Source organism: Anaeromyxobacter oryzae (assembly GCF_023169945.1).
Taxonomy (GTDB): Bacteria; Myxococcota; Myxococcia; order Myxococcales; family Anaeromyxobacteraceae; genus Anaeromyxobacter; species Anaeromyxobacter oryzae.
On sequence record NZ_AP025591.1, the window covers coordinates 4,962,335 to 4,976,393 of the forward strand.

14 protein-coding genes are annotated in these 14,059 nt (G+C 75.3%); 8 read left to right on the top strand and 6 right to left on the bottom strand.

Features of this window, described 5'->3' with window-relative positions; all coding sequences use genetic code 11:
- Window positions 1–55 precede the first annotated feature (55 nt).
- The gene (locus tag AMOR_RS21630; RefSeq protein ID WP_248353984.1) at window positions 56–1,042 is read left to right on the top strand and encodes an aldo/keto reductase; all 987 of its coding nucleotides are present in this window, start codon (window positions 56–58) and stop codon (window positions 1,040–1,042) included.
- Between the two features lie 24 nt (window positions 1,043–1,066).
- On the opposite strand, the gene AMOR_RS21635 is transcribed toward AMOR_RS21630, so the two are convergent.
- From AMOR_RS21635 to AMOR_RS21650, 4 genes are all read right to left on the bottom strand, one after another.
- On the bottom strand, window positions 1,067–1,666 hold the full coding sequence (locus tag AMOR_RS21635; RefSeq protein WP_248353987.1) for an NAD(P)H-dependent oxidoreductase: 600 nt from the start codon (window positions 1,664–1,666) through the stop codon (window positions 1,067–1,069).
- Window positions 1,663–2,223 carry a hypothetical protein gene (locus AMOR_RS21640; RefSeq protein ID WP_248353990.1) on the bottom strand — a complete coding sequence of 187 codons (561 nt, stop codon included), beginning with the start codon at window positions 2,221–2,223 and terminating at the stop codon, window positions 1,663–1,665. The genes AMOR_RS21635 and AMOR_RS21640 overlap by 4 nt, the downstream gene beginning before the upstream one ends.
- Before the next feature lie 69 nt (window positions 2,224–2,292).
- Window positions 2,293–2,901 carry a TetR/AcrR family transcriptional regulator gene (locus AMOR_RS21645; RefSeq protein WP_248353992.1) on the bottom strand — a complete coding sequence of 203 codons (609 nt, stop codon included), beginning with the start codon at window positions 2,899–2,901 and terminating at the stop codon, window positions 2,293–2,295.
- A 104-nt stretch (window positions 2,902–3,005) separates the two neighbouring features.
- Window positions 3,006–3,731: a DUF72 domain-containing protein gene (locus tag AMOR_RS21650; RefSeq protein WP_248353995.1), complete on the bottom strand. Its 726-nt coding sequence runs from the start codon at window positions 3,729–3,731 to the stop codon at window positions 3,006–3,008.
- Window positions 3,732–4,059: 328 nt separating this feature from the next.
- Here AMOR_RS21650 and AMOR_RS21655 point away from each other — a divergent pair, with 328 nt between their 5' ends.
- From AMOR_RS21655 to AMOR_RS21670, 4 genes are all read left to right on the top strand, one after another.
- A complete protein-coding gene (locus tag AMOR_RS21655; protein WP_248353998.1) occupies window positions 4,060–4,842 on the top strand; it encodes a DUF2760 domain-containing protein in 783 nt (260 codons plus the stop codon).
- An 82-nt stretch (window positions 4,843–4,924) separates the two neighbouring features.
- On the top strand, window positions 4,925–6,802 hold the full coding sequence (locus AMOR_RS21660; RefSeq protein ID WP_248362584.1) for an Hsp70 family protein: 1,878 nt from the start codon (window positions 4,925–4,927) through the stop codon (window positions 6,800–6,802).
- A 5-nt stretch (window positions 6,803–6,807) separates the two neighbouring features.
- Window positions 6,808–9,597, top strand: coding sequence for an Hsp70 family protein (locus AMOR_RS21665; protein ID WP_248354000.1), 2,790 nt, complete (start codon window positions 6,808–6,810; stop codon window positions 9,595–9,597).
- Between the two features lie 136 nt (window positions 9,598–9,733).
- Window positions 9,734–10,099 carry a hypothetical protein gene (locus AMOR_RS21670; protein WP_248354002.1) on the top strand — a complete coding sequence of 122 codons (366 nt, stop codon included), beginning with the start codon at window positions 9,734–9,736 and terminating at the stop codon, window positions 10,097–10,099.
- Between the two features lie 166 nt (window positions 10,100–10,265).
- On the opposite strand, the gene AMOR_RS21675 is transcribed toward AMOR_RS21670, so the two are convergent.
- On the bottom strand, window positions 10,266–10,616 hold the full coding sequence (locus AMOR_RS21675) for a rhodanese-like domain-containing protein (protein ID WP_248354003.1): 351 nt from the start codon (window positions 10,614–10,616) through the stop codon (window positions 10,266–10,268).
- Window positions 10,617–10,926: 310 nt separating this feature from the next.
- On the opposite strand from AMOR_RS21675, the gene AMOR_RS21680 reads away from it, so the two are divergent.
- From AMOR_RS21680 to AMOR_RS21690, 3 genes are read left to right on the top strand one after another with little or no spacing between them, the layout of a single operon-like run.
- The gene (locus AMOR_RS21680) at window positions 10,927–11,070 is read left to right on the top strand and encodes a hypothetical protein (protein ID WP_248354005.1); all 144 of its coding nucleotides are present in this window, start codon (window positions 10,927–10,929) and stop codon (window positions 11,068–11,070) included.
- A gap of 54 nt (window positions 11,071–11,124) precedes the next feature.
- Window positions 11,125–12,030: a DUF1206 domain-containing protein gene (locus AMOR_RS21685; RefSeq protein ID WP_248354007.1), complete on the top strand. Its 906-nt coding sequence runs from the start codon at window positions 11,125–11,127 to the stop codon at window positions 12,028–12,030.
- Window positions 12,031–12,047: 17 nt separating this feature from the next.
- On the top strand, window positions 12,048–13,094 hold the full coding sequence (locus AMOR_RS21690) for a YihY/virulence factor BrkB family protein (protein WP_248354009.1): 1,047 nt from the start codon (window positions 12,048–12,050) through the stop codon (window positions 13,092–13,094).
- 13 nt (window positions 13,095–13,107) lie between these two features.
- Here the strand turns inward: AMOR_RS21690 and AMOR_RS21695 are convergent, their stop codons facing one another.
- On the bottom strand, window positions 13,108–13,890 hold the full coding sequence (locus AMOR_RS21695) for an EAL domain-containing protein (protein ID WP_248354011.1): 783 nt from the start codon (window positions 13,888–13,890) through the stop codon (window positions 13,108–13,110).
- Between the last annotated feature and the right edge of the window lie 169 nt (window positions 13,891–14,059).

The following is a 14,059-nucleotide window of genomic DNA, read 5'->3' on the forward strand; positions in this document are numbered from 1 at the left end:
CGCTCCGGCCGGCCGCGTTATGAGACGCGGCACGGACCACCGGAGGGGCGCGCACATGGAGCAGCGGAAGCTCGGCGGGCAGGGGCTCGCGGTCTCGGCGATCGGCCTGGGCTGCATGGGGATGAGCGAGTTCTACGCGGGGGCGGACGAGGCCGAGTCCATCGCCACGATCCACCGCGCCCTCGAGCTCGGGATCACGTTCCTCGACACGGCCGACATGTACGGTCCGTTCAAGAACGAGGAGCTGGTCGGCCGGGCCATCCGCGGCCGGCGCGATCGGGTCGTCCTCGCCACCAAGTTCGGGAACCAGCGCGGCGCGGACGGCAGCTTCCTCGGCGTGAACGGCCGGCCGGAGTACGTCCGGAGCGCGTGCGAGACGTCGCTGAAGCGCCTCGGCGTGGACCGGATCGACCTCTACTACCAGCACCGGGTGGATCCGAACGTGCCCATCGAGGACACCGTCGGCGCGATGGCGGACCTCGTCCGCGCGGGGAAGGTCCGGTTCCTGGGCCTCTCGGAGGCCGCGCCCGCGACGATCCGGCACGCGTTCAAGGTCCACCCGATCTCCGCGCTCCAGACCGAGTACTCGCTGTGGTCGCGGGATCCGGAGGACGAGATCCTCCCCACCGTCCGCGAGCTCGGGATCGGCTTCGTACCATACAGCCCCCTCGGCCGAGGGTTCCTCACCGGCCGGTTCCGGCGGCCCGAGGACCTCCCACCCGGCGACTACCGCCGGAACGCGCCGCGGTTCCAGGGCGCGAACTTCCAGAAGAACCTCGACGTCGTGGACCGCATCCACGAGATGGCGCGCGAGAAGGGCGCGAAGCCATCCCAGCTCGCGCTCGCGTGGGTCCTCGCGCAGGGGAAGGACATCGCGCCCATCCCGGGCACGACGACGCGCGCCCACCTCGAGGAGAACGTGGCGGCGGCGCGGATCGTGCTCACGAAGGAGGACCTCGCGCGTATCGACGCCGTCGCGCCGCGGGGCGTCGCCGCCGGCGACCGGTATCCGCCGCAGGGGATGGCGACGGTGAACCGGTAGGAGCGACGTCGGCGCGGTGAGGGCTCAGCCGCTCCGCGGGAACGCCGAGCTCACGAGCTCCCGCGCGTCCTCGAGCCAGCGCGCTCGCTGCTCCGGCGTGCTCGTCACGACCACGGAGTACGTGCGCCGGCGCACGTCCTTCACGCCGCAAAGGTCGAACACGCAGCGCTTCCAGATCGCCTCGAGCGGATCCCCGAACACTTTCCGCTCGCGGGCGGCCGGCGTGTTGGAGGTGTTGATCACGACGGCAGTTCGTGCCCGGAGGAGCCCCACCGGCACGCCCTCGCCTCCGTCGCCCTCCTCGAACGCGTACGCGACGCCGGGGCGGACGACGCGATCGATCCATCCGGTGAGGATCGCGGGCGGCTGTCCCCACCAGTTCGGGTGAACGATCACCACCCCGTCGGCCGCGGCGAGCTCGTCGCAGTGGCGCTCCAGCCAGGGCTCGATCGGCGCGCCCTTCGCGATCTCGGGCGCCGGCAGGATCGGATCGAAGGACTCGGCGTGGAGGTCGTGGAGCACGACGCGGTGACCCAGCCGCCGCGCGGTGTCCACCGCGGTGGCCGCGAGCGCGTGGTTGAAGCTCGCGGGATCGGGGTGCGCGAGGACGACGAGGACGTTCACGGGATCTCCTGGGTGGGGCGGTGGACGGCAGGCGGAAGCGCCTCGCGAGCCCGTGTCCGCCTCCGCTCGACGACGGCGCCGCCGATCGCGACGGCGAGCGACGCCATGTACAGCGCGTGCTTCGCCACCGTCGAGGCGCCCGCCAGCCGGGCGACGGCGTTCCAGCGGGCAGGATAGCCGAGGAGGAGCGCGGTGATCGTTGCGTTCTCGAGGTAGTCGGCGACCGCGGGCAGCAAGGTCGCGCAGCGCGACCTCCGCAGCGCGCCCGCGCCGACCGCGCTCCAGAGGAACCCGGAGAAGAGTGCAGGCAGCGCGAGGTCCACGGTCCACAGCATGCGAAGGTAGGCGTGGCGGCCCGCGGCACCGAGGGCGTCGAGCAGCCGGTACGCGTCATCCGGGCCGTACCCGAGGCGCAGGTCGAGGATCGTCTGGCCTCCGGCGAGCGCCCGCATTCGCGGGACCGAGAGCGGGACGTCGAGCGTGTTCACGGCGACGAGCGCGACCACCGTCGCCGACAGGAGCCACCGCCACCGCGTCGTGCGCCGTCCGAGGGTCATTGCCAGCCTCCTGGTCAGCGCCTGCTGACCGCGGGTCGTGTGAACCGCTCCGCGGCGACCGTGATCGCGTCAGCCCTTCAGCAACCTCGTGACGGCGAGCTCGAGCTCCCCGCGGTGCAGGCGGGCCGGGCCCGCGAGCTCGCCGAAGTAGGCCATCCGGCCGAGCTGGGCCATGAGCCCGACCAGCGCCGCGACGGGGACGTCCGGCGCTCGATACCCGGTCACCGCGCCCTCGCGGACGCCGCGCTCGAACAGGTCGCGGAAGAGCCTCAGCATCGAGCGCTTCCGCGCGGCCGCCGACAGCCGCGGCCAGAGCGCGCGCAGGTTGTCCTGGACGAACAGCACCGCCTCGAGATCATCCTCCACGAGTGACACGAACGCGTCGAGGACCCCCTGGAGCGCCTCCTCGAACGGCCTCCGCGCCGCCGCGGTCTCGAACGCGCCGAAGATCCGGTCGTAGCAGCGCTCGAAGAGGTGGAGGGCGAGCGCGTCCTTGGAGTCGAAGAACTTGAACATCGCCGGGTTCGTGTACCCGGCCCGCTCCGCGATCATCCGGACGCTGGTTCCGTCCAGCCCGTGCTCCACGAACAGCTCGAGCGCGGCGCGCAGGACGCCCTGCTTCGACGGCGGATCCTCGTCGGAGACGAAGCACCTCGTCGCGGGCTGCCGGCGCGTCACCGTGTCTGGTTAGCAAACGCTAACCGAGCTGTCAACCGCGGCACGCGGCGCGGCGAGCGGCGTCGCCCGGAAGCTCTCTCCGCGACCACCTGGATGCGGCGAACCTACGGCCCCGGCGCCCCCGCGCCCGCCGGCACCCCGGCGAGCTCCGCGAACGCCAGCGCGAACGCCGGCCCGCGCGCCTCGTCCTCGTGCTTGAAGAAGACGAACGCGTCCTCCCACGGCTGCGCCGCGACGCGCTCCGCCCACGCGAGGAGCGCGGGCGCGTCGTAGTCCGGCCGGCGCAGGCGCAGGTAGCCGAACGGCGCGGTCGCGACGAGCGGGATCGCGTGCTCCTCGTCCTCGGCGACGCAGAGGGCGACGCCGTGATCCGCGAGCAGGGCGAGGGAATCGTCCTCGAGCCAGCTCGGGTGGCGGAACTCGAGCGCGGCGCGGCCGCCGCGCGGCAGGAGCGCGAGGAAGTCGCGCAGGCGCGGGACGTCCTTCTTCAGCGTCGGCGGGAGCTGCCACAGGATCGGCCCGAGGGACGGCCCGAGCTCCGCCGCCGTCCGGTAGAAGTAGCCCACCGGCTCCTCCACCCCGGCGAGCCGCTGGAAGTGGGTCACCCGCTGCGGTCCCTTGAGCGCGAACACGAACGCGGGGGGCACCTCCTCTCGCCAGGTGGCGAGCGTCGCCGCCCGGGGCATCCGGTAGAAGGTGTTGTTCACCTCCACCGCGCCGAACCGCCCCGCGTAGAACGCCAGCATCCGCGTCGTGGGGAGGTCGGCGGGGTAGAAGCGGCCCTTCCAGGCCGCATAGCTCCAGCCGCTCGTCCCGATCCGGATCGTCACGCCCGGTGCACTAGCGGGCTGACTCCGCCGGCGCGCGACCGCGAAAGGGGTCTCGCCCGGGCCACGGTCGGGCGCCGGCGCGGCGAGAGCGGTGCCCCCCGATCCGGTGGCTGGCGAGCCGTCGGTGGGTGGCTCGCCCACCCGCGGCGCGGTGGGAAAGGCACGTGGGCCAGCCTCCGGGTGAAAAAGGCTCGCGCGATGGCGCTTCCCGCCGCACATTGCGGGGGTTCCTCTCCGCGGAAGGCGCCCTCATTCGGTGCGCCCCGTACCGGGGCTCGTCCCCGGCGCGGCGCACTGCATGATGGGGCCTCGACCGAGGGTCCTATCCATGTCCGATTACGAGCTCACCCCCTGGCAGCGCCTCGTCCTCGCCTTCTGGGCGCTGTTCGCGGTGCTGTTCCGCGCCGACGTCGCGCGGGAGGTCGAACGCCTGCGCGCGCTCCGGCGCGGGCGCGAGAGCCTGCCGCCGCCGAGCCCCGGCGCGCGCCCGGAGCCTGCGCGCCCGGAGCCGGTCCCGGCCGCGCCTCCGCCCGCCGCCGCCCCCAAGCCCGCGGCCGCGCCGCCCGCCGCCGCTCCAGCACCCGCCAGGCCCGCGGCCGCGCCGCCCACCAGTGGGCCCGCGCCCGCGGCGGCGCCCGCACCGGCGCCCGCCGCGGTACCCGCACCCGCCGCGGCGCCCGCGCCCACGGCGCCGTCGAAGCCGGCTCCCGTCGCCGCGCCCGCGCCGTCCGCGCCCGACACCCGCGCCGCCCTCCAGGTCCTCTCCATCCTGCAGCGCGAGGGCCGCCTCGTGGACTTCATCGAGGAGAACCTGACCGGCTTCCCCGACGCCGCCATCGGCGCCGCGGCGCGCACGGTGCACGCAGGGTGCAAGCGCGCGATCGAGGAGCTGTTCCGGCTCGAGCCCGTGTTCCGGGAGTCGGAGGGGGCGCAGGTCACCGTCCCTACCGGCTTCGATCCTGCCGCGATCCGGCTCACCGGGAACGTCGTCGGGAAGCCGCCCTTCAAGGGCAGCCTCAAGCACCACGGCTGGCGCGCGCGCGAGGTGAAGCTCCCGCCGGCGGACGGGAAGGACCCGAACATCCTCGCGCCGGCGGAGGTGGAGCTGTGACGCTGCTGCGCGTTCGTGGTGAGCCCGTCGTCACGGGTCGCCCCTCGACGGGCTCGGCGCGGACGGAGGGACGGGGATGGCGATGACTCCACGGGCCGTCGGTATCGACCTCGGCACGACCAACTCCGCGCTCGCCCACCGGGCCCTCGGCGCGGAGAGCGGCGCCGCGGAGGTGCTGCCGATCCCGCAGCTCGTCCATGCCGGCGAGGTGGAGGCCCGGCCGCTCCTGCCGTCGTTCCTGTACCTGCCGCACGAGGCGGAGCTGCCGTCGGGCGCGACCGCGCTGCCGTGGGATCCGGGTGCGGAGGGCGCCGTCGTCGGCGTCCTCGCGCGGAGCCTCGGGGCGCAGACGCCGATCCGGCTCGTCGCGTCGGCGAAGAGCTGGCTGTCGCACGCCGGAGTGGACCGGCGCGCGCCGGTGCTGCCCGCCGGCGCACCGCCGGAGGTGCCCCACGTCTCGCCGCTCGACGCGTCCGCGCGCTACCTCGCCCACCTCCGCGCCGCTTGGGACGAGGCGTTCGCGCGGGAGGACCCCGACGCGGCGCTCGCGCGACAGCAGGTGACGCTCACGGTGCCCGCGTCGTTCGACGCGGTGGCGCGCGAGCTGACCGTCGAGGCGGCGCGCGCCGCCGGCCTCCCGGCGGTGACGCTCCTCGAGGAACCGCAGGCGGCGCTTTACGCCTGGGTCGAGGCGATGGGCGACGCGTGGCGGGGCGAGGTGAAACCGGGGGACCTCGTCCTCGTCGTGGACGTCGGCGGCGGGACGACCGACCTCTCCCTCATCGCCGTCGTCGATCGGGTCGGCGACCTCGGGCTCGAGCGCGTCGCAGTCGGCGACCACATCCTCCTCGGCGGCGACAACATGGACCTCGCGCTCGCGTACGCGCTCGCGGACAAGCTCGCGCGCGAGGGCCGGAAGCTCGATCGCTGGCAGCTCGTGGCGCTGACGCACGGCGCGCGCGAGGCGAAGGAGCGGCTGTTCGCCGATCCGGCGCTCGCCGAGGCGCCCATCGCGATCCCCGGGCGCGGGTCGTCCCTCGTCGGCGGCGCGCTCCGCACGTCGCTGTCGCAGGCGGAGCTCACCGGCGTCCTCGTGGACGGCTTCTTCCCGAAGGTCGCGGTGACCTCGGCGCCCGTCGCGGCGCGCCGCACCGGCCTGACGACCCTCGGCCTGCCGTACGCCTCCGATCCCGCGGTCACCCGGCACCTCGCGGCCTTCCTCACGCGCCACCGGGCGGGCCTGAAGGGCGACGCCGCCCCGGTCCCGCTCGCCGGCGAGGCGTTCCTCCACCCGACGGCGATCCTCTTCAACGGCGGCGTCACCAAGGCGCGGCCGCTCACCGAGCGCATCGTGGACGTGGTCGGGTCCTGGCTCGCGGCGGAGGGCGCGGCCGCGCCGAAGGTGCTGCCCGCGGCGGACCCCGACCTCGCGGTGGCCCGCGGCGCGGCGGCCTACGGCCGGGTCCGGGCGGGCCACGGCATCCGGATCCGCGGCGGCACGGCGCGCGCCTACTACGTCGGCGTGGAGGCCTCGATGCCGGCGGTCCCCGGGCTCCCGACGCCGGTGCGCGCCGTCTGCCTCGCGCCGATGGGGATGGAGGAGGGGACGACGGCGGATCTCCCGAACGAGGAGGTCGGGCTCGTCGTCGGCGAGCCGGTGGACTTCCGGCTGTTCGCGTCGTCGAACCGGCGCGAGGACCGCGCCGGAGACGTGGTCGAGGACGAGGAGGCGCTCGCGGAGCTGCCGCCGGTCACCGCGACGGTGCCCGCCGGGGCGCGTCCGGCGGGCGAGGTCGTCCCCGTGAAGCTCCGCGCGCACGTCACGGAGATCGGCACCCTCGAGCTCGAGTGCGTCGGGCGCGAGGGCAGCGCGTACCGGCTCGAGTGGAACCTCCGGCACGCGCCCGGGGGCGCAGAGGCGGCGGACGCTGGCGGGCCCGGCGCGGCGCCGCCCGCGTGAGGAAGATGGCGGGACCGCGCTTCCTCGTCGGGATCGACCTCGGGACGGTGAACTCCGCGCTCGCCGCGGTGGACCTCGCGCGCCAGGGCGACCTCGCGGAGGCCATCGAGGCGATCCCGATCCCGCAGCGCGTCCCCGGCGGAGTCGCCGCGCGGCGCCTCCTGCCGTCGTGCGTGTACCTGCCCGGCCCCGAGCTGCCGCCGGAGGAGCTCGTCCTGCCGTGGGGACCGCGCGACGTCCTCGTCGGGGAGGGGGCGCGCGACCAGGGCGCCCGCGTCCCGGGGCGCCTCGTCACGTCCGCGAAGAGCTGGCTCGCGAACGCGCGGGCGGACCGGACCGCGCCGATCCTGCCGTGGGGCGCGCCGGAGGGCGTCCCGCGCCTCTCGCCGGTCGCGGCGTCGGCCCTCTACCTCGGGCACCTCCGCGACGCGTGGGACCACGCGCATCCGGACGCGCCGCTCGCGGCGCAGGACCTCGTCCTCGCCGTCCCCGCCTCGTTCGACGTGGCGGCGCGCGAGCTCACGCTCGCCGCGGCCCGCGAGGCGGGGCTCGACCGCGTGACCCTCCTCGAGGAGCCCGCCGCCGCCTTCCACGACTGGGCGAGCCGCCACCGCGCCGACCTCGAGGCGGCGCTCGCGGGGGCGCGGCTCGTCCTGGTCGTCGACGTCGGCGGTGGCACGACCGACCTCACCCTCGTCGCCGCGCGCGTCCAGGACGGCCGGCCGGCGTTCACCCGCCTCGCGGTCGGCGACCACCTGCTCCTCGGCGGCGACAACGTCGACCTCGCCCTGGCGCGCGCGGTCGAGGCCCGCCTCGGCGAGAGGCTCGACCCCGCGCGGTTCTCTGCGCTCGTCCTGGCGTGCCGGAACGCGAAGGAGGCGCTCCTCTCCGAGGGTGGGCCGGCGAAGCTCCCGGTCGCCGTCGTGGGGCGCGGGAGCCGCCTCGTCGGGAGCGCGGTCTCCGCCGAGCTCTCGCGCGACGAGGTCCGGGCGGTCCTGCTCGACGGCTTCTTCCCGGGGGTCGGGCCGGCGGATCGCCCCCGCCGCGCCCCCCGGACCGCCGGGCTCGCCGAGCTCGGCCTGCCCTACGAGCCCGATCCGGCGGTCACCCGCCACGTCGTCGCGTTCCTCGCGGCGCACGCGGCGGAGGCCGGCGCGGCCGTGGGCGGCCTCGCGCGGCCGGACGCGATCCTCGTGAACGGCGGCGTGTTCACGCCGGGGCTCCTGCGCGACCGGCTCGTCGAGGCGGTCTCGGCGCTCTTCCCGGGGGCGCCGCCGGTCCGCCTCCTCGCGAGCCCGGCGCTCGACCTCGCCGTCGCGCGCGGCGCGGTCGCCTCCGCCCTCGTCCGGCACGGGATCGGCCTCCGCATCGGCGGCGGGAGCCCGCGGGCGTTCTACGTCGGCATCGCGACGCCGGACGGCGAGCGCGCGCTCTGCGTCGTGCCCCGACACCTCGAGGAGGGGAGCCGCGTCGAGGTGCCCCGGCCGTTCGCGCTCGCCCTCAACCGGCCGGTGCGGTTCCCGCTCTTCGCGTCGGCGCAGGCGCGGCTCGAGCGCCCCGGCGACGTGGTGCCGGTCACCGACGATCTCGTGGCGCTGCCGCCCGTCGAGGCCGTGCTCCGCGACGCGGGCGCGGCGGGCGGCGCGGCGGAGGTCCCGGTCCGGCTCGAGGCGGCGCTGACGGAGATCGGCACGCTCGAGCTGTGGTGCGCCGCGCAGGGGCGTGACGCGCGGTGGAAGCTGGAGTTCTCGCTCCGGGCCCCCCGACAGGCTCGGGGTGAGCGGGAGGAGCCGCGCGCCGAGGTCGGCCAGGCGCCACGCCGGCTCGACGAGGCCCGGGCCCAGGTGGAGCTCTTCTTCGGCAAGAAGGCGGCCGTCGAGAAGAAGGAGGTGAAGGGGCTCCAGCGTGCGCTCGAGAAGATCCTCGGCCCGCGGGAGGGCTGGGCGACACCGGTCGTGCGCGATCTCTGGGGCGCGCTGCACGCGGGCCGGACCCGCCGGCGGCGGAGCGCGGATCACGAGCGCGTCTGGCTGCAGCTCACCGGCTTCTGCCTCCGTCCTGGCTTCGGCGCGCCGCTCGACGCGTGGCGCGCGGCCGAGACCTGGTCGGTGTTCGGAGAGGGGCTGCAGTACCAGGCGGACCCGCGGGCCTGGGCCGCCTGGTGGGTGCTCTGGCGGCGCATCGCCGGCGGGCTCGACGCGGCGTGGCAGGAGCGGCTCCTCGAGACGGTGGCGCCGTTCGTGCGACCGCGCGACGCGCGAAAGCCGGCGCCGAAGGTCGCCGGCGCGAAGCCCGAGGCGATCGACGAGATGATCCGGCTCGTCGGCAGCCTCGAGCGGATCGAGCCCGCCGCGAAGATCGATGCGGGCGACTGGCTCCTGGCGCGCCTCGAGGCTGAGGGCCCCGCGCCGCACCTGCTCTGGTCCCTCGGGCGCCTCGGTGCGCGCGTGCCGTTCCACGCGAGCGCGCACCTGGCGGTGCCGCCGGCGACCGCGGAGGCGTGGATCGCGCGCCTCCTCGCGCTCGGCGCGCCGGCGCCCGCGCTCGCCTTCCCGCTCGCCCAGCTCGCGCGGCGAAGCGGCGACCGCGCGCGGGATGTCGACGACGCGACCCGGGCGCGCGTGCTCGACGCGCTCGCGGCGGCGCGCGCGCCCGAGGAGACGGTCCGCGCCGTGCGGGAGGTCGCCGAGGCGAGCGCGGAGGAGGAGTCGAGGATCTTCGGGGAGAGCCTGCCGGCGGGGCTCCGGCTGGTCGAGGAGGGTGAGGGGGCGGAGAGCGCGGGGGATCAGGCCTGACGCCTGCCCATCCCCGTGCGCCGAACGGGAACCCGAGCCTCACCGTGCCCGTGACCCCGGTCCCGTGTCCTCGTACGTTGACGGCCACGTCCACGGGCACGAAGATTCCCCCAACCGCTCCCTGGAGGTCGCACCCGTGCCCACCTTCCGTCCCCTCGCGCTCGCCGCCGCCCTCGCCGCCCTGCCGCTCGCCGCCGTCGCGGGACCGAAGACCTCGGCGCCGCCCACGGCCGTGTCGGGGGCGGTCACGGTCTCGCCGGCCGCCGCACGGGATCGCGTCTGCAAGCTGCAGCTCAAGAACACCACCGCTCGGAGCGTCCTCGTGAGCGTCGACGGCAAGGAGGTGGGCTCGGTGCCGCCCCGCGGCGACGGGCTCACGGTCGACGTCGTCGGCGGCCAGGTCGTGAAGGGGGCGGCGGTGTTCGTCGACGGCGCGCGCCGGGGCGCCCAGGTGCTGATGATCGAGTGCACGGGTGACCTCGTCACCTGGACGCTCGAGTGAGCCCGCGCCGGGCGGCTCTTCCCGTTCCACTGGCTCGACGGCGCGCGCACGCTGACGTCGACGGGGTGCGCGCGCTCCTCGCGAACCACCCGGACACCGCCGGTCGCGCCGAGCTGCCGCTCGCGTACCGGACGGATCCGTACTGGTGCGAGCGGCTCGGAACGTCCTAGCCGCGATCCTCCGGCAGCCCCGCGCGCCGCCACGCGATCATCCCGCCCGCGAGCTGCCAGGCGTCGAACCCGCGCCCGCGCAGGAGCCGGACTGCGGGGATCGAGCGGTGCGCGGAGAGGCAGATGGCGACGACCAGCCGCGTGGGGTCGAGCCCGAGGGCGTCGAGCCGCGCGGGGAGGGTGGCGATCGGGACGCTCACCGCGCCGCGCAGGTGCCCGTGCCGGAACTCCGGCTCGGTGCGGACGTCGACCAGCTGTGGAGGCGCGCCGGAGTGGAGCGCGGCGTGGAGCGCGGCCGGATCGATCTCCGCAACTCGACCGAAGGGGAGCCACCAGGGGAGCTTCATGGGAGGAATCCTTGCGTGGCGCGGCGGAGGGGGCGAACGGGACGGTGGGTGCGTGGCAAATCGTTACCGTGTCCGGGCCCGCTGAACGTCCCCGAGCCTCTCCGTGCCCGTGACCCCCTTCCCCGTGGCTCCTGGCCCGCTCCCGTGCCCGACGGCTTCGGGCTCGCACGAAGATCGGTTCACGGCGAGAAGCGGTCCACGGGCCACGGGAGTCGGGAAGCTGGCACCGCGGCCAGGCCCACGGTGACGGCCGCGGGCACGCCGTGAGACGGCCGAGCAGGCAATCAGGCGTTCAACTACAATTTCCCCCGTGCTCCGGATCAGCTGGCCCCTCGCGCTCCTGCTCGCCGCCGCCATCGCCCTGATCGCCCGGCGGCCGAGGCTGCTCCTGCCGATCCTGGTGGTCTTCGGGATCTGGTTCGTCGTCCAGCTGGCGCGGACGAAGCGCCGCTGATCCAGCGGCTGCGGTTGTCCCTCGCCGCCCCGCCTGCCACCTTTTGCGGGAGTGATGCGCACCGCGACACACGAGACCGGGTCCGTCGGCGCCCCTGCGGAGGCCCGGCTGGACGCCCGGACGTGGCCGATCCGGCTCGCGTGCATGCGCGGCGCGCACCTCGTCGCGCGCGCGGGGTTCGTCGCGAAGGCCGCCCTCTACGGCGTGGTCGGCGCGCTCGCGCTGCGGGCTGCGCTCGGCCGTGGCGGAGCGACGTTCGACGTGAAGCAGGCGCTCGCGTCGCTCGCGTCGCCGCGTGGCGCCTCGACGACGCTCGTCCTCGCCGCCGCGGGCATCGCCGGCCTCGGGCTCTGGTTCGTGCTCGAGGGCATCGTGAACCCGAACGGCGACCGCGGCGCCTGGGCGGCCATCTCCAGGGTCGGACAGGCGGTCGGCGGCCTCGGCTACGTCGCGCTCGCCGCGACCGGGCTCCGCGTCGCGCTCGGGCACGCGCCCGGGCCGAGCGGCGACCAGCTCGCGCGGACCGGCGCCGCGGAGGCGCTCGTCCTGCCGGGCGGTCCGGTGGTCGCGGTCGTCATCGGGCTCGTCGCCATCGGGGTGGGCGTCCGCCAGGCGCACCTCGGCATCTCCGGGGGCTGTCTCCGCGTGCTCGATCTCTCCGCGACCTCGACGACGTTCCGGCGCTGGGCGCGGTGGCTCGCGGCGTTCGGGTTCGCGGCGCAGGGGACGCTGTTCGGGATGGTCGGCGCGTTCCTGATCCGGGCCGTGGTCCGGCGCGCGCCTGCGGAGGCGAGGGGGACGGGCGGCGCGCTCGACGTGATCGCGGCGCGGCCGTACGGGACGACGCTGCTCGCGGCCGCGGCCGTCGGGTTGTTCGCGTACGCGCTGTACGCGGGCATCGAGGGGGCCTGCCGGCGCTTCCCGGGCGAGTGCCCGGCGCCGGGCCGGGCGGCGGTGTGAATCGAGGGGGAGGCGACATGCGGTTCCCAGGGAAGGGCATGAGCTGGAAGGAGTTCGCGAAGGGGCTCACGGGGGAGATCTCGAAGGACAACGTGACCGACCTCGCCGCGACGGTGACGTACTACGGCGTCCTCGCGCTCTTCCCGTTCCTGCTCTTCCTCGTCGCGCTCGCGAGCGTGGTCATCACGCCGGACCAGGCGCAGCAGCTGGTGCAGCAGCTCTCGCAGGTCGCGCCGGGGCCGGCGACGCAGATCGTCGGCCAGCGGATCCAGCAGCTCGGGCAGCAGCAGAACGTGACGCTGCTCGGGTTCGGCGCGCTGGGCGCGCTCTGGGCGGCGTCGGGCGCCATCCTCGCCCTGATGCGCGCGCTCAACACCTGCTACGACGTGAAGGAGGGCCGGCCGTTCTGGAAGGTGCGCGGGATCGCGCTCCTCATGACGATCGTCGCGAGCGTCCTCTCGCTCGTCGCCGCCCTCGCCGGCGTCGCCGCCGAGCCGATCGCGAACGCGATCGGCGGCCCCGTCGGCACCGCGATCCTGTGGCTCCGGCTCCCGGTCGCCGGGCTCGTGATGATGTTCCTCTGGGCGGTGCTCTACTACGCGCTCCCGGACGTCCAGCAGGCGTTCAAGTTCATCACGCCCGGCTCCGTCATCGGCGTCGTCCTGTGGGTGATCGCGTCCTGGGGGTTCAGCAAGTACGTCTCGAACTTCGGGAGCTACGACAAGACCTACGGCTCCATCGCCGGCGTCATCGTCCTGCTCTTCTGGATGTGGATCTCGGCGCTCGTCCTGCTCGCCGGCGCGGAGATGAACGCGTTCATCGAGCACGCGTCGCCGGAGGGGAAGCGCCAGGGCGCGAAGTCGCTCGCGGACACGGGGACCACGCCAGCGCACCCGCAGCACGAGGGCGTCGCCGCGCAGCAGGACCTGCCCGACGCCCCGCCGGCGTCCGCGGCGGCGCGGCGGCCGAAGGTGGACCGGAGGGCGCGCGGGCCGCTCCGCGGCATCGCCGCGATCGCCGCGGGGTTCGCGGCCGGGGTGCTCCTCGCGCGACGCGAGGCGTGAGCGAGGACGGCGGCTAGCGCCCGCCCGGCGCGACGTGCACGAACCGGTCGCGGAACAGGTAGCCCTGCACGAGGCCGACGCCGAGATCGCGCGCGAGCTCGAAGTCCTCGGCGGTCTCGACGCCCTCGAGCACCGCGCGGGCGCCGGTCCGCTGCGCCATGCCCACGAGCGCCTGCACCACGGCGAGCCGCCGGCCGTCGCGCGGCGCGGGCACGAGCGACCGATCGAACTTGAGGTAGTCGGCGTAGGCGAGCGACTCGAACGAGACGAGCCCGTCCATCGCGCCCACGTCGTCGAGCGCGAAGGGGACGCCCGCCCCGCGGAGGCCGGCGATCATCTCGCCGGCGCGGATCGCGTCGTCCACGTCGAGGTTCTCGATGGCCTCGACCACGACGTCCATCCCTGCCTGCCCGAGCAGCGCGATGAACTGCTCCGCCGCGCCGGCCGCGCCGAGGTAGCTGTCGGGATCCAGGTTGACGAAGACGGTGTGGCCCGGCGCGCGATCGAGCTGGAGCCGCTTCAGCGCGAGCTCGGTCTCGACGAGGAGCGCCGGCGCGCAGTGCAGCCACCGGAACGCCTGCGTCGCGGGCACCAGGGCGCCGTCCGTCCGGTGGAAGCGCGCGAGCGCCTCGTACGCGATCGTCCGCCCGGACGCGACCTCGACGATGGGCTCGTACTGCACGCCGAAGCGTGCGCTCTCGAGCACCTCGAGGAGCCCGTCGTCGGAGCCGAGCGGATCGCCGTTCGGACGCCGGCGAGCGGCGCGGAGTGGCGTGGTGTGAGGGTCGGAAGCCATGTGGGATGCGGCCTCGCGCGCGGGGGGGTGAAGGGGAATCGCGAGAGCGGGTCGCATTATGCCTTGTCCGGGGTGAGGTGTAAGTGTAGCTCCCTCAGGGTCGGCCAACGCATCATGTCGACGGCTGATTCCGGAAAAAGAAGGACCCCGGCGAGCCGGCCCTGGCGGC